The 21,436-nt window shown below is 58.5% G+C and carries 18 protein-coding genes, 1 pseudogene and 1 riboswitch; of the genes and pseudogenes, 14 read left to right on the top strand and 5 right to left on the bottom strand.

From position 1 onward, the window contains the following. Positions 1-62: 62 nt before the first annotated feature. Together QE432_RS13125 and purH are read left to right on the top strand one after the other, a co-directional pair. Entirely contained in the window at positions 63-1,703 is a 1,641-nt protein-coding gene (locus QE432_RS13125; RefSeq protein WP_373465228.1) for a heparinase II/III family protein, read from the top strand. Between the two features lie 153 nt (positions 1,704-1,856). After that, complete coding sequence (gene purH / locus QE432_RS13120) at positions 1,857-3,473, top strand: bifunctional phosphoribosylaminoimidazolecarboxamide formyltransferase/IMP cyclohydrolase (protein WP_013637005.1); 1,617 nt, start codon at positions 1,857-1,859, stop codon at positions 3,471-3,473. 94 nt (positions 3,474-3,567) lie between these two features. Here the strand turns inward: purH and QE432_RS13115 are convergent, their stop codons facing one another. Together QE432_RS13115 and QE432_RS13110 are read right to left on the bottom strand one after the other, a co-directional pair. After that, positions 3,568-5,100 (bottom strand): UxaA family hydrolase, encoded by a 1,533-nt coding sequence (locus QE432_RS13115; protein WP_025594703.1) that lies wholly within the window; start codon positions 5,098-5,100, stop codon positions 3,568-3,570. 43 nt (positions 5,101-5,143) lie between these two features. Then, a complete protein-coding gene (locus QE432_RS13110; RefSeq protein WP_097101027.1) occupies positions 5,144-5,836 on the bottom strand; it encodes a FadR/GntR family transcriptional regulator in 693 nt (230 codons plus the stop codon). A gap of 254 nt (positions 5,837-6,090) precedes the next feature. Here QE432_RS13110 and QE432_RS13105 point away from each other — a divergent pair, with 254 nt between their 5' ends. The 9 genes and pseudogenes from QE432_RS13105 (at position 6,091) to QE432_RS13065 (ending at position 15,462) form a co-directional block, all read left to right on the top strand. Continuing rightward, positions 6,091-7,656, top strand: coding sequence for a sugar ABC transporter ATP-binding protein (locus tag QE432_RS13105; RefSeq protein WP_306624559.1), 1,566 nt, complete (start codon positions 6,091-6,093; stop codon positions 7,654-7,656). An 8-nt stretch (positions 7,657-7,664) separates the two neighbouring features. Next, positions 7,665-8,688 (top strand): annotated as a pseudogene (locus QE432_RS13100) (ABC transporter permease). Positions 8,689-8,762: 74 nt separating this feature from the next. Beyond that, a complete protein-coding gene (locus tag QE432_RS13095) occupies positions 8,763-9,704 on the top strand; it encodes an ABC transporter substrate-binding protein (protein ID WP_003516397.1) in 942 nt (313 codons plus the stop codon). 119 nt (positions 9,705-9,823) lie between these two features. Continuing rightward, positions 9,824-10,837 carry an aldo/keto reductase gene (locus QE432_RS13090; RefSeq protein WP_038492598.1) on the top strand — a complete coding sequence of 338 codons (1,014 nt, stop codon included), beginning with the start codon at positions 9,824-9,826 and terminating at the stop codon, positions 10,835-10,837. 4 nt (positions 10,838-10,841) lie between these two features. After that, entirely contained in the window at positions 10,842-11,663 is an 822-nt protein-coding gene (locus tag QE432_RS13085; RefSeq protein WP_306624557.1) for an amidohydrolase family protein, read from the top strand. Between the two features lie 3 nt (positions 11,664-11,666). Beyond that, positions 11,667-12,677: a zinc-binding alcohol dehydrogenase family protein gene (locus QE432_RS13080; protein WP_306624555.1), complete on the top strand. Its 1,011-nt coding sequence runs from the start codon at positions 11,667-11,669 to the stop codon at positions 12,675-12,677. Further along, positions 12,674-13,807 carry a mannitol dehydrogenase family protein gene (locus QE432_RS13075; RefSeq protein WP_111782525.1) on the top strand — a complete coding sequence of 378 codons (1,134 nt, stop codon included), beginning with the start codon at positions 12,674-12,676 and terminating at the stop codon, positions 13,805-13,807. Before QE432_RS13080 ends, QE432_RS13075 begins: the two co-directional genes overlap by 4 nt. A gap of 11 nt (positions 13,808-13,818) precedes the next feature. Further along, positions 13,819-14,148, top strand: coding sequence for an L-rhamnose mutarotase (locus QE432_RS13070; RefSeq protein ID WP_003516404.1), 330 nt, complete (start codon positions 13,819-13,821; stop codon positions 14,146-14,148). Positions 14,149-14,184: 36 nt separating this feature from the next. After that, positions 14,185-15,462, top strand: a complete 1,278-nt coding sequence (locus tag QE432_RS13065) for an L-fuconate dehydratase (protein WP_003516405.1) — start codon at positions 14,185-14,187, stop codon at positions 15,460-15,462. Here QE432_RS13065 and cobD read toward each other — a convergent pair. Then, complete coding sequence (gene cobD, locus QE432_RS13060; protein ID WP_306624553.1) at positions 15,444-16,490, bottom strand: threonine-phosphate decarboxylase CobD; 1,047 nt, start codon at positions 16,488-16,490, stop codon at positions 15,444-15,446. The genes QE432_RS13065 and cobD overlap by 19 nt on opposite strands. Here cobD and cbiB point away from each other — a divergent pair. Beyond that, on the top strand, positions 16,489-17,454 hold the full coding sequence (cbiB, locus tag QE432_RS13055; protein WP_306624551.1) for an adenosylcobinamide-phosphate synthase CbiB: 966 nt from the start codon (positions 16,489-16,491) through the stop codon (positions 17,452-17,454). The two genes, cobD and cbiB, sit on opposite strands and share 2 nt — an antisense overlap. Here cbiB and QE432_RS13050 read toward each other — a convergent pair. Further along, complete coding sequence (locus QE432_RS13050; protein WP_113048301.1) at positions 17,441-18,898, bottom strand: cobyric acid synthase; 1,458 nt, start codon at positions 18,896-18,898, stop codon at positions 17,441-17,443. The genes cbiB and QE432_RS13050 overlap by 14 nt on opposite strands. Position 18,899: 1 nt before the next feature. Further along, on the bottom strand, positions 18,900-19,517 hold the full coding sequence (gene cobO, locus QE432_RS13045) for a cob(I)yrinic acid a,c-diamide adenosyltransferase (protein ID WP_035252400.1): 618 nt from the start codon (positions 19,515-19,517) through the stop codon (positions 18,900-18,902). A gap of 127 nt (positions 19,518-19,644) precedes the next feature. Beyond that, positions 19,645-19,859: riboswitch (cobalamin riboswitch) on the top strand. Between the two features lie 156 nt (positions 19,860-20,015). Here cobO and QE432_RS13040 point away from each other — a divergent pair. Both QE432_RS13040 and cobW read left to right on the top strand, forming a co-directional pair. After that, positions 20,016-20,402, top strand: coding sequence for a DUF1636 family protein (locus QE432_RS13040; protein WP_065688719.1), 387 nt, complete (start codon positions 20,016-20,018; stop codon positions 20,400-20,402). Next, positions 20,399-21,436, top strand: coding sequence for a cobalamin biosynthesis protein CobW (cobW, locus tag QE432_RS13035; RefSeq protein WP_306624548.1), 1,038 nt, complete (start codon positions 20,399-20,401; stop codon positions 21,434-21,436). Before QE432_RS13040 ends, cobW begins: the two co-directional genes overlap by 4 nt.

The following is a 21,436-nucleotide window of genomic DNA, read 5'->3' as shown; positions in this document are numbered from 1 at the left end:
GGAAACACAGCTTGTCAGGGTCCTTTGCAGGCAGCATCAATGCCGCCGGTCTTCTCTCGCGGATGGCGTATCGTCATCTGTGTGTGGGCCTCGCTCCTTTGCGCCTGCGCATATCCCGGTTTGCCAATCGCGTTCCCGATGGTCTGGTGGCGGCGCCGACTGATCTGAGGGCAATCGATCCGTATTTTGCCGAGGAATTGCTGCGGGGCCGGATTGCGCTCGCCGGCCGCGTCGTAGAAACCGGCGGTCTATCGCCATTTCAGGTGGACTATCCCTCGCTGGTTTTTGAAGAGCGGCTGCATGCATTCGGCTGGCTGCGGCATATCCGTTCCGACAGATCGAGTGAGGCCAGCAAGCGGGCGCGGCGTATCGTTGCCGAATGGATGACTATTCACGGCAAGCGGGTTGCGGGGATCGCCTGGTCTCCGGAGATCGCGGCACAAAGGCTGATTGCCTGGCTGTCCCATTCTCCCGTTGTTTTACATGAGGCCGATGCGGGTTTTTATCGTCGTTTCCTGAAAAGTCTTGCGTTTCACGTGCGTTATCTCGACAGGATCGTCAAACATGCGCCGGATGGCGAAGCGAGGCTGCGGATCAGGATTGCGCTGGCCGTCGCGTCCATAGCCATGCCGACCCGCCTGTCCCATATTACTCGGCACGGAATGAAGCTGGCGCAGGAAATGGAACGCCAGATTCTTCCAGATGGCGGGCATGTTTCCCGCAATCCGCGTGTCATGCTGGATTTGCTGCTCGATCTTTTGCCGCTTAGGCAAAGCTACATCAATCTCGGTCACGATCTGCCCTCGGGGCTGGTGCCGGCGATTGACAGGATGTTTCCGGCCATCCGGTTTTTCCGCCATCAGGGCGGCGATCTGGCGCTGTTCAATGGCGCCACCGCCACGCTTGCCAATGAACTTGTGTCGGTACTTCGTTATGATGAGACAGCCGGCCGGCCGTCCAAAATGCTGCCGGATGTCAATTATCATCGTCTTGCAACCGATGAGACGGTCATCATCGTGGATACTGGTCATCCAAGCTCGGCGGAGCTTTCGCGTAACGCCCATTCGGGCTGCCTGTCCTTTGAGATGTCCTGTGGCAAGAGCCGGTTCATCGTCAATTCGGGCTTCCCGAAAAACGCAGCACCCGAATATCAGCGGGCGAGCCGCTCGACGGCGGCCCATTCAACGGTCACGCTGGCCGACACGTCGTCTTGCAGACTATCCCGCTCGAGACTGCTCGGGCCGATCATGGTTTCCGGTGTCAGTCAGGTGGAGAGCCGCCGCGGAACGGATGCAAATGGCAATGATGTCCTGTGGGCGTCGCATGACGGTTATTTGCAGAATTTCGGTTGCTATCACGATCGGGAAATTGAGCTGAATGTTGTCGGTACGAAGATAAAGGGCCGTGATCTGCTTCGGGCCGACGAGAATGTGGTGAAGGCGCAATTGCAATCCATATCGGCGGTATCGCGGTTCCATATCCACCCGCACATCCAGCTATACCAACAGGACGAGGAGTCGGTTTATCTTGAGGCAGCGGATGGAACCACCTGGCTGTTTTCGGCGCCGGGACTGGAGCTTTTCGTGACCGAGGATGTTTTTATGGCGGATGCATCCGGCATGCGGCCTTCGCAGCAGATCGAGCTGCCGTTCAATCTGGCGAATACTCGGGAAATCCGCTGGATCATCGAACGCAAGGCGTAGAGGATTCCTGGCGAGTTTCAGGCAAAAACCGCCATAGTTTTCGCCGTTCCGCGTCCCCGCTGTTTATTAATATGGCAAGCTGTGTTAACGCGGCGGCAATTGCTGGATCAATCCCAGTCCAGCCTGTCCTCCCCGTTAAACGGAGTATGCCCGATGGCTGTCGTTTCCAAAAAAATCCCCGCTCCCGATAAAGTCAAAATCCGTACAGCCCTTCTTTCCGTTTCTGACAAGACGGACATTATCGAGCTGGCGACTGTCCTGTCCAAACTTGGCGTCAAGCTGCTGTCGACGGGTGGCACGGCAAAGGCCATCGCTGACGCGGGACTGCCGGTAACGGATGTTTCCGATGTGACCAATTTTCCGGAAATCATGGATGGTCGCGTCAAGACCCTGCATCCCAACGTGCATGGTGGACTTCTGGCTATCCGGGATGATGCTGATCACGTCGAGGCAATGAAGGCTCACGGTATTGAGGCGATCGATCTCTCCGTCATCAATCTCTATCCCTTCGAGGAAGTTCGCGCCAAGGGTGGCGACTACCCCACGACGGTCGAGAATATCGATATTGGCGGCCCGGCAATGATCCGCGCTTCGGCCAAGAACCATGCCTATGTCACTGTTGTCACCGATCCGTCCGACTATCCTGCGCTGGTGGAAGCCCTGCAGGCCGATGACGGTCAAACCTCCTACGCGCTGCGCCAGACCTTCGCCGCCAAGGCATATGCCCGCACTGCGGCTTATGATGCGGTGATTTCCAACTGGTTTGCTGAGGCGCTGGCTATCGAAACGCCCGATTACCGTGCCATCGGCGGTGCGCTGAAGGAAAAAATGCGTTACGGCGAGAACCCGCACCAGAGCGCCGGTTTTTACCTGACCGGCGAAAAGCGCCCCGGTGTTTCCACGGCGACGCTTCTTCAAGGCAAGCAGCTTTCCTATAACAACATCAATGATACGGATGCAGCCTACGAGCTGGTAGCAGAATTCCTGCCGGAGAATGCGCCGGCTGTAGCGATCATCAAACACGCCAACCCCTGTGGTGTTGCGACGGGTCCAACACTTGCAGAAGCCTACCGGCGCGCGCTGGCATGCGATTCCGTTTCGGCCTTCGGCGGCGTCATCGCCTTGAACCGCACGCTCGATGCGGAAACGGCAGAAGAGATCGTCAAGCTCTTTACCGAAGTCATCATTGCACCCGATGTGACGGAAGAGGCAAAATCCATTATCGCCCGCAAGCCCAATCTGCGACTGCTGGCAGCTGGTGGCCTGCCAGATCCGCGCGCTGCCGGCATTACGGCCAAGACGGTTTCCGGCGGTCTTCTGGTTCAGAGCCGTGACAACGGCATGGTGGAGGATCTGGAACTGAAGGTGGTCACCAAGCGTGTGCCGACACCTCAGGAACTTGAAGACATGAAGTTCGCCTTCAAGATTGCCAAGCACGTGAAGTCCAATGCGGTGATCTATGCCAAGGACGGCCAGACGGCAGGTATCGGCGCCGGACAGATGAGCCGGGTGGATTCCGCCCGTATCGCCGCCCAGAAGGCGGAAGATGCGGCCAAGGCACTCGGCCTTGCTGAGCCGCTGACGCGCGGCTCAGCCGTGGCTTCTGAAGCGTTTTATCCCTTCGCCGATGGTTTGCTTGCAGCTATTGCAGCAGGTGCCACCGCAGTCATTCAGCCTGGTGGTTCCATGCGCGACCAGGACGTGATCGATGCGGCCAATGAGCACAATGTGGCGATGGTCTTTACCGGCATGCGTCACTTCCGCCATTAAGCAGAAACGGCGCACAGAATTTAAAAGGCCCGGAAAGTGATTTCCGGGCCTTTTGTTTCACGTGGGACAGTCCGATGCACATATTGGAAGCGGGTCAGGTAACCGCGCCCACCTGCCACGGCACAAATTCATTGTCGCCGTAGTCGTAAATCTCACTGACGGTCTTGTCTCCCGAAGCGACTGCAAGAATGTGCTCGAAAATTCGTTTGCCGGATTCCTCGATGGTTTCCGCGCCGGTAACGATCTCGCCGCAGTTGAGGTCCATGTCTTCCTTCATGTGTTCATACATTTCGGAATTGGTGGCGATCTTGATGCAGGGTGCCGGCTTGAATCCCGATACGGAGCCGCGGCCGGTGGTGAAACAGATGACGTTACAGCCGCCGGCGACCTGGCCGGTGACGGCAACAGGATCGTAACCGGGCGTATCCATGAAGACGAAGCCCTGCTCAGTAACGGTTTCCGCGAATTCGTAGACCGCTTTCAGTGGCATGGAGCCACCTTTGGCCACTGCGCCCAGCGATTTTTCCAGAATGGTGGTCAGTCCACCAAGCTTGTTGCCGTGCGATGGGTTGTTGTTCAGCTCATCGCCGTTGCGAGCGGTATAATCCCGCCACCAGTCGATGCGCTGCAAAAGCTTTTCGGCAACAGCAGGCGTGACGGCACGCTTCGTCAGCAGGTGTTCAGCACCGTAAATCTCCGGCGTTTCGGCAAGAACCGTTGTACCGCCGTTGCGGACGATGAGGTCTGATGCATATCCCAGGGCCGGGTTTGCCGATATTCCGGAGTAACCATCCGAACCGCCACATTCCAGCGCCACCTTCAGTTTCGAAAGCGGCTGTTCAGTGCGCTGGGCAGCATTGACCATTGGCAGCATCGCCTTAATCTCGGCAATGGCGGCATCGATCGTTTTTCGTGTGCCGCCGTGCTGCTGGATCGTCATGGTGCGCAGCCGTTCGCCCTCCTCCATCTTGTAATGTTCGAGGATGGGGGCGATCTGGTTGGTCTCACAGCCGAGGCCGATCAGCAGAATACCGCCGAAATTCGGGTGGCGGGCATAACCCTGAATGGTGCGGATCAGAAGACGATAACCTTCCGATTTCGTATTGAGCGCGCAGCCGCCGCCATGGGTCAGTGCCACAACGCCGTCGACATTGTCGAACCCTTCAAGGCCGCCCTGCTTGTTAAAATAATCGGCGATGTAACGCGACACGGTGGCGGAACAGTTCACGGATGCGATGACGCCGATGTAGTTGCGTGTGCCAACGCCACCGAGACCCCGGTCAAAACCCTTGAAGGTCCGGCGCTCGCCCTCGGGCAGCATGCCTTTTTCCTCGATATCGACACTGAACTGATGCGTGTGTTCGGAAGGCACCATGGCGAGATTGTGCAGATGCACATGCCGGCCAGGCTCGATATCCTGTGTCGCGATGCCGATCACCTGTCCGTATTTCAGGACCTCGTCTCCGGATCTGATAAACGTCAGGGCCACCTTGTGGCCGCGTCCGATCAGCTCCCGGGCTGTCAGATCGCCTCTGCCCGTCGCACCACCGGCCGGTATCGACCGGCGTGCCACCGCGACATTGTCGTTGGCGTTCAGCAAAATGGTTGCCTCGGAATTCTCACTCACGGGTTTTTCTCCTCCCCGGTACATTGCCTGCTATGTTTTGAATTCAGCCGTCTACCCAGCGTCTCTTGGAACCTTCCAGATGGGTATGCATGGCCGCCTGCGCCAGCAGCGGATCTTTCAACTCCAGGGCCGCCAGAATCGCCTCGTGCTCCTGAAGGGCGTGGGTCCAGGTATCGCGATCCTCAAATTTCACACGCAATTGTGCCGAAATCGGGCTGTGGCGCTCATCGAAGAGGTTTGCCACCAGCCGGGCCAGAACGCTGTTACCGGATTGTTCGGCAATGGTGACGTGGAAAAGCCGGTCCTGATCGAGAGGTTTGCGCGCGGCCTCGATTTCCTGCTGCATCGTGTTGAGAATCTGGCGAAGGCTCGCAATCGTTTCATCGGTCATGCGGCTCGCTGCCAGGACGATTGTCGCGCCTTCCAGCGCTGCGCGCGCCTGCATCAGTTCGGAGGGGCTGTCGCCCAAGGATTTGGTGTTGTGGGTTGTCTGAAGGGCCTCGGCGGAGACATAGACACCGGAACCCATGCGGATTTCGACGGTGTTGTCGATTTCAAGCGCAATCAGTGCCTCGCGCAGTGATGGTCTCGAAACCCCGAGCTTCTGTGCCAGTTCCCGTTCGGCGGGAAGTCGTGTTCCAGGCAGAAACTCTCCCAGATCGATCAGCTCGCGTATCTGGTCCGCAATCTGCTGATAAAGCCTGCGTGGTTCCGCTATTTTGGCCTGACCATTCATGTGTTTTCTGACGAACCTTGTCTGTTATCTGAATTTGGCCTTACCGTAGCGCCAAGCGCATCAATACGCAAGAAATTACTTAAATACATGAATTTACAATGTTATTTCAAGAAGTCTTTTGAGATGATTTTGCGTGTACCGGACGCGGGATTCAAATTTTGGGCTAATTGGCTTGACCATTTTAAAAAAGCGGCCTAACCATTTGGCTCATTATTGCCCCCGGTGGAGCGGGGAGCGCGGGTGGAGGTTTCTTGATGTCGCAGGGCGCATCGACAATTCGAGGCGATTTTTCGCCTGAGGAGACGGCGCGCGGCCTTGGTTCAGGCCTCCTGCGTCTCGAAAACATCAGCAAGGAATTTCCGGGCGTCAAAGCGTTGTCGAATGTGCATTTCGACTTGCGCAGCGGCGAGGTTCACGCTGTTTGCGGCGAAAACGGTGCCGGAAAATCCACCCTGATGAAAATCATCAGCGGCGTTTACCAGCCAAGCGACGGAACCATCCTGCACAAGGGCGTCAAAGTGCAATATGCATCGCCGCTGGAATCCGAAGCCGCCGGCATCGCCATCATCCATCAGGAACTCAACCTCGTTCCGCATCTTTCCGTTGCCGAGAACATCTATCTCGCCCGCGAGCCGCGCCGTGGTTTCCTCGTCGACCGCAAGAAGCTGCGGCTTGATGCAAAGCGCTGTCTCGATCGGCTGGGCGTCGATATCGACCCTGACCAGATTGTCCGCGGCCTCTCGGTCGCTCAATGTCAGATGGTGGAAATTGCCAAGGCGCTTTCCCTGGATGCTGAAGTCCTCATCATGGATGAGCCGACCTCATCGCTGACCGAGCAGGAAACGCGGCTATTGTTCAAGGTGATCCGCGATCTCAAGGCTTCTGGCGTCGGCATCGTCTATATTTCTCACCGGCTCGATGAAATGGCCGAAATCGTCGACCGCGTGACGGTTCTGCGGGACGGGCGTTATATTTCGACCGACGATTTTGCATCGATCACCGTTGACGATATCGTCACGCGCATGGTCGGGCGTTCGCTGGAGGAGAAGTTCCCGGAACGCACGTCGCGCCCTACGGATGATGTTATTTTCTCTGTGGAAGGGCTGACGCGCAAGGGTGTGTTCCACGATGTCGGTTTCTCGCTGCGGCGCGGTGAGATTCTCGGCTTTGCCGGACTGATGGGTGCTGGTCGCACGGAAGTCGCACGGGCTATCTTCGGTGCCGATCCTCTGGATGCTGGCAAGGTCGTTTTCAACGGGCGGGAGCTTTCCATCAGTTCCCCGCGAGATGCCATCGAAGAGGGTATCGCCTATCTGTCCGAAGACCGCAAAAGCGATGGTCTTGCGATCAAGATGTCGGTTGCGGCCAATACGACGCTTGCCAATATCGGCGAGGTCTCCAACCGCTTCGGGCTGATCGACTTCAAGAAGCACGACGATGTCGCCAGACGTTACGTCGATCTCCTGAACATTCGTACCCCTTCGATCGAACAGACGGTGCGGCTGCTTTCAGGTGGCAATCAGCAGAAAATCATCATTGGCAAATGGCTGTTCCGGCAGTCGCGCGTGCTGTTTTTCGACGAGCCGACGCGCGGCATCGATGTCGGCGCAAAATTCGCGATCTACAAGATCATGGACGAGCTGGCTGCACAGGGCATCGGCGTCATTCTCATCAGTTCGGAACTGCCGGAAATTCTGGGACTGACGGATCGTATCGCCGTTTTCCACCAGGGCCGGATCACGGGCGTGCTTGAGACCGCCAAGACCAATCAGGAAGAAATCATGCGGTACGCGTCCGGTTACGGCCGGGCCGCGGAGTGAGGAACGACATGGCTAATATTGCAGAACCCAAGAAGAGCTTCGCTTTCAGCGACCGCCAGAAGGACATCATCCAGAAGTTTGCGGCTCTTGGCAGTCTCGTTGTGCTGGTTATGGTGTTTTCCGCCACCAGCAGCGCCTTCTTCTCCGTCAACAATGCCATGACCATTGCGCTTCAGGTGACCTCCATCGCCCTTCTCGGCATTGGTGCGACCTGCGTCATCATCACCGGCGGCATCGATCTTTCCGTTGGTTCGGTGCTTGCTCTGGCCGGCGTCGTTGCCGCGCTTGCGGTGAAGGAGTTGGGTATGCCGGTGCCGGTCGGCATGCTGCTTGGCATTCTGACGGGGTCGCTTTGCGGTCTCATCAATGGCCTCATGGTCACGCGTTTCAAGCTGCCACCGTTTATCGCCACGCTCGGCATGATGTTGATCGCCCGTGGCGTGGCACTGCAGATCACCGGCGCGCGAGCGGTTTCCGGCCTCGGCGAATCCTTCGGTGAACTCGGCAACGGCGCCCTCTTCCGCATCGTCAATATCGGTGATGACGGTTTTCCGAACGTGGTGTTTCCGGGCATTCCCTACCCCGTCATCCTTATGGTGGTGATTGCGCTGGCTGTTTCCTTCATGCTCAACCGCTCCATCCTTGGCCGTCACATCTATGCCGTCGGTTCGAATGCGGATGCTGCGCGTCTGTCCTGGCGTAAACGTCGCACGTGTCACCAATTTCACCTACATCCTGTCCGGTACGCTCGCCGGGTTGACCGGTTGCGTGCTGATGTCGCGCCTCGTCACAGCCCAGCCGAATGAGGGCGTGATGTATGAGCTGGACGCCATTGCCAGCGCCGTTATCGGCGGCACATCGCTCATCGGCGGCGTGGGTACGATTTCAGGCACGGCAATCGGTGCCTTCGTCATAGGCATCCTGCGCAACGGTCTCAATATGAATGGCGTGTCCGCCTTCACGCAACAGATCATCATCGGTCTTGTCATTCTGGTCACCGTCTGGATCGACCAGCTGCGCAACCGTCGCTGATACAGGGCTGCGGACCCTATCCGCAAACAAGATCGGCACGGGAGGCCCGGTATGCCGACATCACGGAGGAAGAAATGAACAAGCTTACGACCGCCCTTCTGACATCCGCAATCGCGCTGTGGAGCGTCTCCACCGTGCAGGCCGGCGAAATCGCCGTCATCGTCAAGACCGTCAACTCCACCTTCTGGCAGAACGTTCAGAAGGGCGCCGATGCGGCGATGAAGGACTCTGCCGGCAACACCATGACCTTCCAGGGTCCGGCTTCTGAATCGGCCATCGCCGATCAGGTCAACATGGTTGAAAACGCTGTAAACCGTAAGGTTTCGGGTATCGTTCTTGCTCCTTCCGATCCTGATGCGCTGGTTCCGGCTGTCAAGAAAGCCTGGGAAGCCCGCATTCCCGTGGTTCTGATCGACTCACAGCTCGCCAAGGGTTCCGAGCAATATTATCAGTCCTTCCTGGCGACCGATAACAAGAAAGCCGGCGAACTGGCTGCTCAGGCGCTGATCGACAAGGTTGGCAAGGAAGGCAAGATCGCCGTGATGTCCTACGTCGCCGGTGCCGGTTCGGAAATCGGACGCGTTGGCGGTTTCACCGACTATATCCAGATGCATTCCAACCTTAAGATCGTAGGTCCGTTCTATTCGCAGTCGCAGATGGCGACGGCGCTGAACCAGACAACCGACGTTCTGGCCGCCAATTCCGATCTCAAGGGCATCTTCGGCGCCAACGAACCCACCGCAATCGGCGTAGGCCGCGCGCTCGCCCAGGCCGGTAAGGCAGGCAAGGTTGTCGGCATCGGCTTTGACGGTAACCAGGACCTTCAGGGCTTCGTCAAGGACGGCACGCTGGCCGGCATCGTCGTTCAGGGTTCGTATCAGATGGGCGAAAAGGGCATCCAGACCGTTTCCAAGCTCATCAGCAAGGAAAAGGTCGAAAAATTCGTCGACACCGGCGTTGTTGTTGTCACCAAGGACAATATCGAGAAGCCGGAAGCCAAGAACGTTCTTTATTAACGCATGACGGCGCGCCGCTCTTTGAGCGGCGCGCATCACAAATTTCAGAAGCGGGATTTCAGTCAATACCGCATACGGTTTTCACATCCGCTCTACCGAAAAATCAGGAAGCCCTTGCGATGAAAGTCTCCGATACACGTAAATTGCCGCGCCGTGCCGTTGAAGTCACGGTCATGGGCCTTGGTTGCGCGCAGATGGGTAATCTCTACCGCGTTACGCCCTACGAGGAATCCAAAGGTGCGTTCGACAAGGCATGGGAAAGCGGCATTCGCTATTTCGATACCGCACCTTTTTACGGTTACACGCGTTCGGAGCGTCGTCTTGGAACCATGGTGACGGAGCATGACCGAAGCGAATACACCCTCTCCACCAAGGTCGGTCGCGTCATGGTTCCCGATGAAACTGTGGGCCCGGAAGAGGACGCCTATATTGCGCCGCTGCCTTTCCGCCCGGTTTATGATTATTCCTATGACGGTATTCTGCGCTCCTTCGAAGCGAGCCAGCAGCGGCTCGGCGTTCTGAAGCCGGATATTCTCTATGTGCACGATATCGGCTCTTTCACGCATGGCGAAAAGCACCAGCACTACTGGGAGCAGCTGACCACTGGCGGCGGCTTCCGGGCACTCGGCAAGCTGCGCGAGGAAGGGTCGACGGGTGCTATCGGCCTCGGCGTCAACGAGTGGGAAATCGTCGGCGACGCCATGGATGTTTTCGACATCGACGTTGCCATGCTTGCCGGCCGTTATACGCTTCTGGAGCAGCAGAGCCTTGCCTTCATGAACCGTTGCGCGGAAACCGGCGTTGCGATCGTGGTCGCCGGTGCTTTCAATTCAGGCATTCTGGCAGGCAACCGCAAATTCAACTATGCCGATGCGCCTGCCGACATCATCACGCGGGTGGATGCGCTTCAGGGCGTTTGTGACGACGTTGGTGTTTCGTTGCAGGCGGCTGCGCTGCAGTTTCCGCTCGGGCATCCGGCTTCGGTCACGGTCGTATCCGGCGCGCGCAATGCGCAGCAACTTGCCGCAAACATCGAATGGTTCGAACAGGTTGTTCCGGACGAATTCTGGTCGGAGCTGCAAAAGCGTGGCCTGATTTCCGAAGGCGCACCCGTGCCCGGCACAAAGGCCTGAAGCGATGATCATCGATGCCCACCAGCATTTCTGGCTGATGAAGGATCGTGCCGGGCAATGGCCGCCACCGTCTCTGGCTGCCATCTACCGGGATTTTCTTCCGCAGGATCTGTCTCCTCTGCTGGCAAAGGCCGGAGTTTCCGGAACGGTGCTGGTGCAGACGATGGAAAGTGCGGCCGATACGGATTTCATGCTCGATCTGGCTGGCAGCACCGATTTCATCAAGGGCGTTGTCGGCTGGGTGGACATGAAGTCCGTGGATGCTGCGGCGGAAATCTCCCGGCGGGCAAAACATCCGGCCTTCAAGGGCGTACGGCCTATGCTGCAAGGCATGGAAGATGTGACCTGGATCGACGATCCCGCGCTCGATGCCGCTGTGGATGCGCTGGTGAAACATGCACTGGTGTTCGATGCGCTGGTCCTGCCGCCGCATCTGTCGCATCTTCTCGCCTTCGCGCGCCGCTATCCGCAATTGCCTGTTGTCATCGATCACGGCGCGAAGCCGCTTATCGCCACGGGCCAATATGGCGACTGGCGCAGGGACATGGCAGCTTTGGCGACCCTTCCCAACCTCCATTGCAAGCTGTCCGGCCTGTTGACCGAGCGTGGCGAGCAGAGACCGGAAGCCGTCAGGCCCTATGCCGAAACCATTCTGGAACTGTTCGGCGGCGAACGCGTGATCTTCGGCAGTGACTGGCCGGTATTGCGGCTGGCTGGCGACTATCAGGAATGGCTGGACTTCTGCCGCGAAATCGTGCCTGAGCACGACCATGCGGCCGTCTTTGGCGGCAACGCCGTTCGTTTTTATTCCCTTCCCAACAGGTGATGCATGCTGGCGATTTTCTGCGAGACCCCCGGTCAACTTGTCCCCAAGGAACTACCAAAGCCCGCCCGTGGCGAAGGTGAAGTGCTGGTGCGTATTCGTCGCATTGGTGTCTGCGGCACGGACCTGCATATTTTCACCGGTAATCAGCCTTATCTTTCTTATCCGCGCATCATGGGCCACGAGCTTTCCGGCACGGTGGAAGAGGCGCCGGAAGGCAGCCGTCTTTCGGCGGGCGATGTGGTTACCGTCATACCCTATATTTCCTGTGGTGAGTGCAGCGCCTGCCGCAAAGGAAAGAGCAATTGCTGCCGCAACATCGGTGTGCTTGGCGTTCATCGTGATGGCGGCATGGTCGAATATCTGAGCGTTCCGCAGCAATTCGTGCTGAAGGCGGAGGGATTGAGCCTCGATCAGGCGGCAATGACCGAATTTCTGGCGATTGGCGCGCATGCCGTGCGTCGTGGGTCGGTGGAAAAGGGTCAGAAGGTCCTGATCGTCGGTGCCGGTCCGATCGGCATGGCGGTTGCGGTTTTCGCCGTTCTCGATGGCGGTGAGGTGACGATGATTGACGGGCGCACCGACCGGCTGGATTTCTGCAAGGACCATCTCGGCGTTGCCCATACGGTGACGCTTGGCGAGGGCGACAAGGATCGTCTGTCGGATATCACCGGCGGCGATTTCTTCGATGCCGTTTTTGATGCGACCGGTAATCCTAAAGCCATGGAGCGTGGCTTTTCCTTCGTCGGCCACGGCGGTTCCTATGTGCTGGTTTCCATCGTTGCCAGCGACATCTCCTTCAACGATCCGGAGTTTCACAAGCGCGAAACCACGCTGCTCGGCAGCCGCAACGCCACGCCGGAGGATTTCGAGCGGGTGCTGCAGGCGCTGCGGGAAGGCAAGGTACCGGAGGCACTCATCACTCACCGCATGACACTTGCCGATGTGCCTTCCAAATTCGCCGGGCTGACTGATCCGAAAGCCGGAGTCATCAAGGGCATGGTGGAGGTCGCATGACGACCGACACACCCATCCTGCAATTCGGTACCAGCCGCTTTCTTCTGGCCCATGCGGATTTGTTCATTTCGCAGGCGCTGGAAAAAGGCGAGGCTCTCGGGCGCATCGCAATCGTCCAGACGACCGGCAATGCTGAGAGCCTGAAGCGTGTGGCAGCATTGAACGATGGCACGCCCTATCCGGTGCGCATTCGCGGCATTCGCGACGGGCAAGAGGTGGATGAGGAAATTCCAGGTAAGGCTGTCGCGCGCGCGCTGACGGCGGCGGCCGACTGGGCCGAGGTGAGGCGCATCGCCTGCGGGGCAGGGGTCATTCTGTCCAATACGGGTGACCGCGGTTATGAGCTGGATTCGTTCGACGGGCCGGGTCTTGCCGACGACTTCACGCTTGTACCAAAGAGTTTTCCTGCAAAGCTCTGCCTGTTGCTGCTGGAACGTTTTCAGACAAATCCGGAAGCCCCTGTATCGATCTTTCCTTGCGAGCTTGTTCCGCGCAACGGCGACCGGTTGAAAGAGGTTGTTCGCCAGCTTGCCGACGAATGGCAGCTGCCGGCGGGTTTCGGCTTCTACCTGAATGAGAAATGCCGTTTTGCCAACAGCCTTGTAGACCGCATCGTTTCCGAGCCGATCGATCCGGTTGGCGCAGTTGCCGAGCCCTATGCGCTTTGGGCAATCGAGAAGCAGGAGGGCCTTGTTCTGCCCTGCACCCACCCTGCGGTGGTGCTGACTGATGATCTCGACCGCTATGAAAAGCTGAAGCTGTTCCTGCTCAATCTTGGCCATTCCTATCTGGCGGAGCGATGGTTGCGGGATGCCCGTGAGAAAGACGAGACGGTGCGGCAGGCAATGGCCGACGATGCGCTTTCGGGAGATCTGGAAACGCTCTGGCGGGACGAGGTTCTGCCGGTCTTTGCCGCAGAAGGCATGGGAGAAGAAGCGCAAGCCTATATCCGTGCGGTGCGGGAGCGTTTCCTGAACCCCTTTCTCGCCCACCGGCTCGCGGACATTTCAGGCAATCACGATGAAAAAAAACGCCGTCGTTTTGTCCCGGTCATCGCTGCGGCGGAACGTCTGGGGTTAAACGTGCCGCAGCGGAAACTGCGTGCGGCGCTCGCCACCATCAAGCAATAACGGAGTTTTGTATGCAGCGCATGGGAATGGTCATCGGCGTCAAACCGGACATGATTGCGGAATATAGAAGACTGCACGCCGCCGTCTGGCCCGAAATTCTGGCGCTCATCAGCGATTGCAACATCCGCAACTACACGATCTTCCTGCGCGAACCGGAAAATCTGCTGTTCGGATATTGGGAATATCACGGCACCGATTTCAGCGCCGATATGGCGAAGATGGCGGCAAGCCCAAAGAACCAGGAATGGTGGTCTTTCACCATTCCCTGCCAGCAACCACTCGAAAGCCGCAAGGAAGGCGAGTGGTGGGCAATGATGGAAGAAACCTTCCATCACGACTGAACGATTTCCTTTGACACTGACCGCGAGTGAACGGCCATGACCAAAATTACTGATCTGCGAGTTTTCGACCTGCGTTTTCCGACCTCCCAGAGCCTTGATGGTTCGGATGCGATGAACCCCGACCCGGATTATTCGGCGGCTTACGTCATTCTCGACACCGACGAACCGGAACTGAAAGGTCACGGGCTGACCTTCACCATTGGCCGCGGCAATGAGATTTGCTGCATGGCCATCAAGGCGATGCGCCATCTGGTGGTGGGAACCGATCTGGCGACGGTGACCGAGAACCCCGGCAAATACTGGCGCCACCTAACTGGTGATAGCCAGCTTCGCTGGATCGGCCCGGACAAGGGCGCGATGCATCTCGCCACCGGCGCTGTCGTCAATGCTGTCTGGGATTTGCTGGCCAAAAAGGCGGGTAAGCCGGTCTGGCAGCTTGTTGCCGATATGAGCCCTGAAGAAATCGCCGATATCGTCGATTACCGTTATCTAACTGACGTGCTGACGAAGGACGATGCGCTTGCGATCCTCAAAAAAGCCGAAAGCGGCAAAAAGGAACGTATCGAGACGCTGAAGAACGAAGGCTACGCCTGCTACACCACATCAGCCGGCTGGCTCGGTTATGACGACGCCAAGCTGCGCCGTCTTTGCCAGGAAGCGATAGATGCCGGTTTCAACCATGTAAAGATGAAGGTTGGCCGTGATCTCGAAGACGATATCCGCCGCCTCACCATCGCCCGCGAGGTGATCGGCCCCGACCGTTATCTGATGATCGACGCCAACCAGGTGTGGGAAGTGGATCAGGCGATTGAATGGGTCAAGCAACTTGCCTTCGCCAAGCCCTTCTTCATTGAAGAGCCGACCAGCCCGGACGATGTCGCCGGCCATCGCAAGATCCGTGCAGCCATCGGCTCCGTGAAGGTGGCAACCGGCGAAATGTGCCAGAACCGTATCATGTTCAAGCAGTTCATCGCCGAAGGTGCAATCGACGTCGTGCAGATCGACAGCTGCCGCATGGGTGGTCTCAACGAGGTGCTGGCGGTTTTGTTGATTGCTGCCAAATACAATTTGCCGGTCTGGCCGCATGCCGGTGGCGTCGGCCTTTGCGAATATGTGCAGCATCTGTCGATGATCGACTATCTCGTGGTTTCCGGCACCAAGGAAGGCCGCGTGATCGAATATGTCGACCATCTGCACGAGCATTTCATCGAACCCTGCGATATTCGCAATGCCGCGTACATGCCGCCGAAGCTGCCCGGTTTTTCCATTGAAATGAAGCCGGATTCTATTGCAACCTACACGTTCAAGGGATGATTGAAGGATAACAGCGCTTCCGTGAGGCGCTGCCACTCCGCTTCGCTGCCGGGAAGGCCGAAACGCATGTCGTTCGGCCTTTCATCAAAAATGCGCACCAGAATGCCGTGCAGGCCAAGGTGATCGAACAGTTCTTTGGCCCGGTGGTCCCGCACCAGGGTAAACAGGGACGTACAGCCGGCAATCTTCAGGCCCGCTTTTTCCAGCAATTCACTCATACGCTGTGCTTCTGCCGCAAGCCGGAGGCGCATGGATGATTGCCATTCCCTGTCCGCCAAAGCCTGCGTCGCGATGTTGAGCGCCGGCCCGGATACTGCCCAGGGGCCAAGCCTTGCCTCCAGTTCCGCAGCGATGTCGGGATGCGCAAGCGCAAAACCGAGCCGGACCCCTGCCATGCCATAGAACTTGCCGAAGGATCGCAGTACCACCAGCGCGTCGCGCCCTGCGACATTTGCAAGACTTTCCGTATGTCCTGTCTCGATAAAGGCCTCGTCTACGACGAGCAGGCCGCCTTTGCGGCGCATCGCCTCGGCCAGCGACAACAAAGCTTCTCGATCCGTGATGCGACCATCGGGGTTGTTGGGATTGACCACCACCGCATAGTCGTACGCTGACAGATCACTGATATGGTCTACCTCGGTCACGGTCAGTCCGGCCATGCGCGCGGTTCGGGCATGTTCGGCATAAGCGGGGGAGAGCACGGCTCCGCTTTTCGCTCCGCGTTCGAGTGCCAGGTGAGCCAGCAATGGCATCAGCATCTGGGTGCCGGGGGACAGTGCCACATGCCCCGTGGATGGTGCGCCGAAAGAGGCGCCAGCCAGCCTTTTCAATTCTTCGGCCGCGTCAGGCTCCGGCAGGCGGGCAAATGCGCTGGCGGGAACGGGAGAATGCGGGTAGGAGTGCGGATTGATCCCGGTCGACAGGTCGATCCACGGTTCCGGCGCTTCAGGAAACATCAGGCGCGCCTTGCCGAGATTGCCGCCGTGACGGATCGCAGCCTGCGCTTTTTCCGGTACCTTATCGCCCATGTTCTTCGCTCTCGCTTTTCTGTCGCTCTTGATCGAACGCCTGACTGGATATCCGGACTGGCTGTTCAAACGCATCGGTCATCCCGTCACCTGGATCGGTTCGCTTATCGCGCTGCTGGACAAAAAATGGAACCGGGAGAGTGCTTCATTTTCGCAGCGCAAGGCGGCAGGCGTCGTGGCGCTTTCCGTTTTTCTGGCGCTGACGGTGCTTGTTGCATGGTTAGTGCAATCGGTTCTGCTTTTATTGCCCCTTGGTCTGTTGCTTGTTGCGGTGCTTGGGGCGTCACTTCCGGCCCAAAAAAGTCTGGAACAGCATGTGGAGGCCGTCGCCATTGCGCTGGAACGCGAGGGGATTGACGGTGGGCGCAAAGCTGTCTCCATGATCGTCGGGCGCGATCCGCAGGCGCTGGATGAGGCGGCAATCTGCCGGGCGGCGATTGAAAGCCTGGCTGAAAATTTCTCTGACGGCATTGTCGCCCCTTCCCTCTGGCTTGGTATTCTGGGGCTGCCAGGCGGTGCGGGTTATAAGGCAATCAACACGGCCGACAGCATGATCGGTCATCGCTCGCCACGCCATGAGGCCTTTGGTTGGGCGTCGGCCCGGCTGGACGATCTGGTCAATTTGCCGGCATCGAGACTGAGCGGCGGTCTTTTCGTGGTCGCCGCGTTTTTCGTGAAGGGTGCATCACCGAAAGGGGCAATTGCCGCGATACGCCGCGATGCGCGGCATCACCGCTCTCCCAATGCCGGCTGGCCGGAGGCGGCACTGGCCGGGGCACTGGGCTTTGCGCTGGCTGGGCCGCGCTCCTATGGCGGGCAGATGATCGAGGCTCGTTTCATGGGCGAAGGCGGAAGAGCGACACTGGTTGCTGGCGATATTCGCACAGCGCTCAGGCTGGCGAGGATCGCAGACTTCCTGCTGATCGCGCTGTTCGGATTGCTGGCAATCCTTATCGCGCTATAGAAAGCAGTCTGTCGAGATCGAGGTGGTTCTCCATATGGGCCGCCAGGCGATCAAGAACGGCATCTACCTGCGCATCATAGTTCAGTTGCGTGCCCTGCCCACCAAGGCGCTCAAGCCACGCCCCGCGTTGGCGGTCATCCGCAAACAGGCCGTGGATATAGGTGCCTAGGATGCGGCCATCGGGCGAAATTGCGCCATCGGCATGTCCGTCAATGGTCGAAAATGGCAGGTTGCCCGCGGCACCCGTTGTTTCGCCAACATGCATTTCATAGCCGGATAAGGGAATTCCGTCGAAACTCTGTCCCTGGACGGAAACGAGCCTCTTGTCACCGGTCAAAACCGTCGTCACATCCAGCAGGCCCAACCCATCGACCGTCATTGGTGGTCCTTCGATGCCGTCAGGGTCGGCAACGGTTTTTCCAAGCATCTGGTATCCGCCGCAGAGACCGAGAACATAACCGCCGCGGCGCACATGTGCCTTGATGTCGATGTCGAGGCCTGCATTTTTCAGCACGGCGAGATCAGCTATGGTGGATTTCGAACCGCAGAGCAGAACCAGCCGGCAATCGGCGGGAATGGTCTCGCCCTGCCGCACTCGGATCAGCTCCACATCCGGCTCCATGTCGAGCGGATCCAGATCGTCGAAATTGGAGATATGCGGCAGGATCGGCACCGCAATGCGGATTTTCGCGCCGGGCTTTTGTTGCGCCGGGCCGGTAAGCCCAAGGGCGTCCTCCGCCGGCAATTTCGCAGCATCGGAAAAATGCGGCAATAGCCCGATGGACGCCCAGCCGGTCTTTTCCGCGATCATCCGCATGCCGTCTGAAAACAGCGTAGGGTCACCGCGAAAGCGGTTCACGATGAAGCCCTCTATCATCGCGGCATCATCGCGTTCGAGAACGGTTTTTGTGCCCACGAGGCTGGCGATGACCCCGCCCCGGTCGATATCGCCGATCAGAATCACGGGAGCATCTGCGGCGCGGGCAAAACCCATATTGGCGATGTCGTTGGCGCGGAGGTTGATTTCGGAAGCACTTCCCGCCCCTTCCACCAGCACCAGATCGGCCTGTTGTTTCAGGTGCTCGAAGCTCTCCAGCACACGCGGCATCAGCCCGGCTTTCATGTGCTGATAATCGGCAGCTTTGGCATTGCCGACAATTTTACCCTGTACGACGACCTGTGCGCCGGTTTCGCTCTGCGGCTTTAAAAGCACCGGGTTCATGTGAACCGACAGCGGAACGCCTGCTGCCCGCGCCTGCAGCGCCTGCGCGCGACCGATCTCGCCGCCATCGGCAGTGACCGCCGCATTGTTCGACATGTTCTGCGGCTTGAACGGCATGACGGACAGGCCACGCCTGACGAAGGCGCGGGCAAGGCCAGCCACCATCAGCGATTTGCCGACATCCGAGCCGGTTCCCTGAAACATCAGCACACGTGCAGTCATGTCAGTATTCTATCCCGGCCTGCGCCTTTACGCCCGCCTTGAAGTGATGTTTGACGAGGGTCATTTCCGTCACCATGTCGGCAGCGTCGATCAACGGTTGTTTGGCGTTGCGGCCGGTAACGATGACATGCAGATCGGATCTACGGTTGGAAAGCGTTTCGACGACCTCTTCCAGCGGCAGGTAATCATAGCGGAGCGCAATGTTCAGTTCGTCGAGAACCAGCAATCCGATCGTCTCGTCAGCCATCAGTGCTTTCGCTTCCTCCCAGGCCTTTGTAGCCGCCGCGACATCGCGCTTGAGGTCCTGCGTGTCCCAGGTAAACCCCTCGCCCATGGTGCGCCATTCCACCCTGTCGCCGAACAAAGTCAGGGCCTGCTGTTCACCCGTCGACCAAGCGCCCTTGATGAATTGGACGACGCCGACCCGCCGCCCTGTGCCGAGCATGCGCAGGGCAAGGCCGAAAGCGGCCGTGGATTTGCCTTTACCAGGGCCGGTATTGATCATCAGCAGACCTTTTTCGATGGTCTTTTCCGCGACTTCGGCATCCTGAACCGTCTTGCGGTTGACCATTTTCTGCCGGTGGCGTTCGGCTTCGCTGTCGCTGATATCGCGTGTCATCGCGTTTTCCTTCTCGTCCAGAGGCGCGGGACCGTATGCCCCGGCCATTCGGAGCGGCGACTATACTCAATTTGCCGCACCCGGCAATCGACAAGCCGGCAGCATTGACCGTCACGCCCGTTCAGCCTAAGGGTAAGGCACTGACGGTCTTTTCCCGGCAACGGGAAAAGCTAAGAGGGAACACGGTTCCACCCCATATCGGGTCATTCCGTGGCTGCCCCCGCAACTGTAAGCGGTAAGCCCGCACTATGAAGCCACTGGACCATAAAATTGGCCCGGGAAGGTGGTGCAGGGTGCTTTAAAGCCGCAAGCCAGGAGACCTGCCGTTTCAGGAAAAAACGTCTCCCGGGCGGGGTGCTCCGGTCAGCCGGTCGAATTGAATTGCAGCCGCGCTTTTCAGTGCGCTGTTTTCGACATCCGCACCCCCGATGAGTTTAAAGGCGCGGAAAGCGAAACGGTTTGGATATTACCACAACATCTTCTTGTGCGGACGGGACAATGGAAGTCAACACAGCTTCCGGCGTGGTCGTTTTTGTCTGCCGAAGCTGTCGCGACGACACCGATCCCAATGCGGAGCCGCGCCCCGGCACCATCCTTGCGGAAGCTGCCATCGCAAAAGCGCGTGACTCCGGCATCGATGTTCGCTCCGTCAATTGCCTTGCCAATTGCAAACGCGGCCTCAGTGCCGTGCTGCGCGGTGCCGATGGCTGGTCCTATGTATTCGGCGGGCTGACGCCCAACGATGCGGAAGACCTGCTCACGGGCGCGCAAATGCTGGCCGCCTCCGCAGATGGCCTGATGCCCTGGCGCGGCCGCCCCGACACATTGAAGCGCGGCATGGTGGCGCGCATTCCCCCATTCGATTTTACCGAGGAGAGATCATGAGCACCCTTCTGGACCGCGTTCCCTGCACCATCGTCACTGGCTTTCTGGGGGCTGGAAAAACCACGCTGCTGCGCGGTCTCCTCGAAAAGCTTGATGGCAAGCGACTTGCCATCATCGTCAACGAATTCGGTGATATCGGCATCGATGGGGATATCCTCAAGGGATGCGGCATTGAGAGCTGCCCGGAGGAAAACATCGTTGAGCTGGCCAATGGCTGCATCTGCTGCACGGTGGCGGATGATTTCCAGCCGGCCATCGAACAGATTCTAAGCCGGCAGCCGAAGGTGGAGCATATCCTCATCGAGACCTCCGGCCTTGCCCTGCCCAAGCCGCTGGTGCAGGCATTTCAATGGCCGGCCATCAAGAGCCGCGTGACGGTTGACGCTGTGGTTGCCGTGGTGGATGGCGCTGCCCTTGCCGAGGGTCAGGTGGCGCATGACATGGAAGCCCTTGCCGCCCAGCGCGCAAATGACGATGCCCTCGATCACGACGATCCGGTCGAAGAGGTTTTTGAGGACCAGATCGCCTGTGCCGATCTTATCGTGCTGACCAAGGCGGATCTGCTCGATAGCGCCGGTCTGGAAAAGGCGAAGGCTCATATTCTCGAGCATTTGCCGCGGGCCGCAAAGATCGTCGTCGCCTCGAATGGCGTCATCGATCCGGCCGTGCTTATCGGCCTCGGTCTTGCGGTTGAAGAGGATATCGAAAACCGCCGCACCCATCACGATGGTGAACTCGACCACGAACATGACGATTTCGACAGCTTCGTCATCGACCTGCCGGCCGTGACCGATCCGGAAGCGCTGGCGGCTCGTATCGCTGAGACAGCGGCTGCGGAAAATGTTTTGCGCATCAAAGGTTTCGTTGAAGTATCCACCAAGCCGATGCGCCTGCAGGTGCAGGCAGTCGGTAGCCGCGTCAACCATTATTACGACCGTCCCTGGGCGGCCGGTGAAGAGCGCCGCAGCCGCCTCGTCGTCATAGGCGAAAAGGGCCTCAACCGCGAAAAGATCGAACAGATGCTGGCCGCCTGA

Origin of the sequence: Agrobacterium sp. SORGH_AS_0745 (genome assembly GCF_030818995.1) — a bacterium.
Taxonomy (GTDB): Bacteria; Pseudomonadota; Alphaproteobacteria; order Rhizobiales; family Rhizobiaceae; genus Agrobacterium; species Agrobacterium tumefaciens.
The sequence above is the reverse complement of the archived record's forward strand: the minus strand, read 5'-3'. Positions and strand labels throughout refer to the sequence as shown.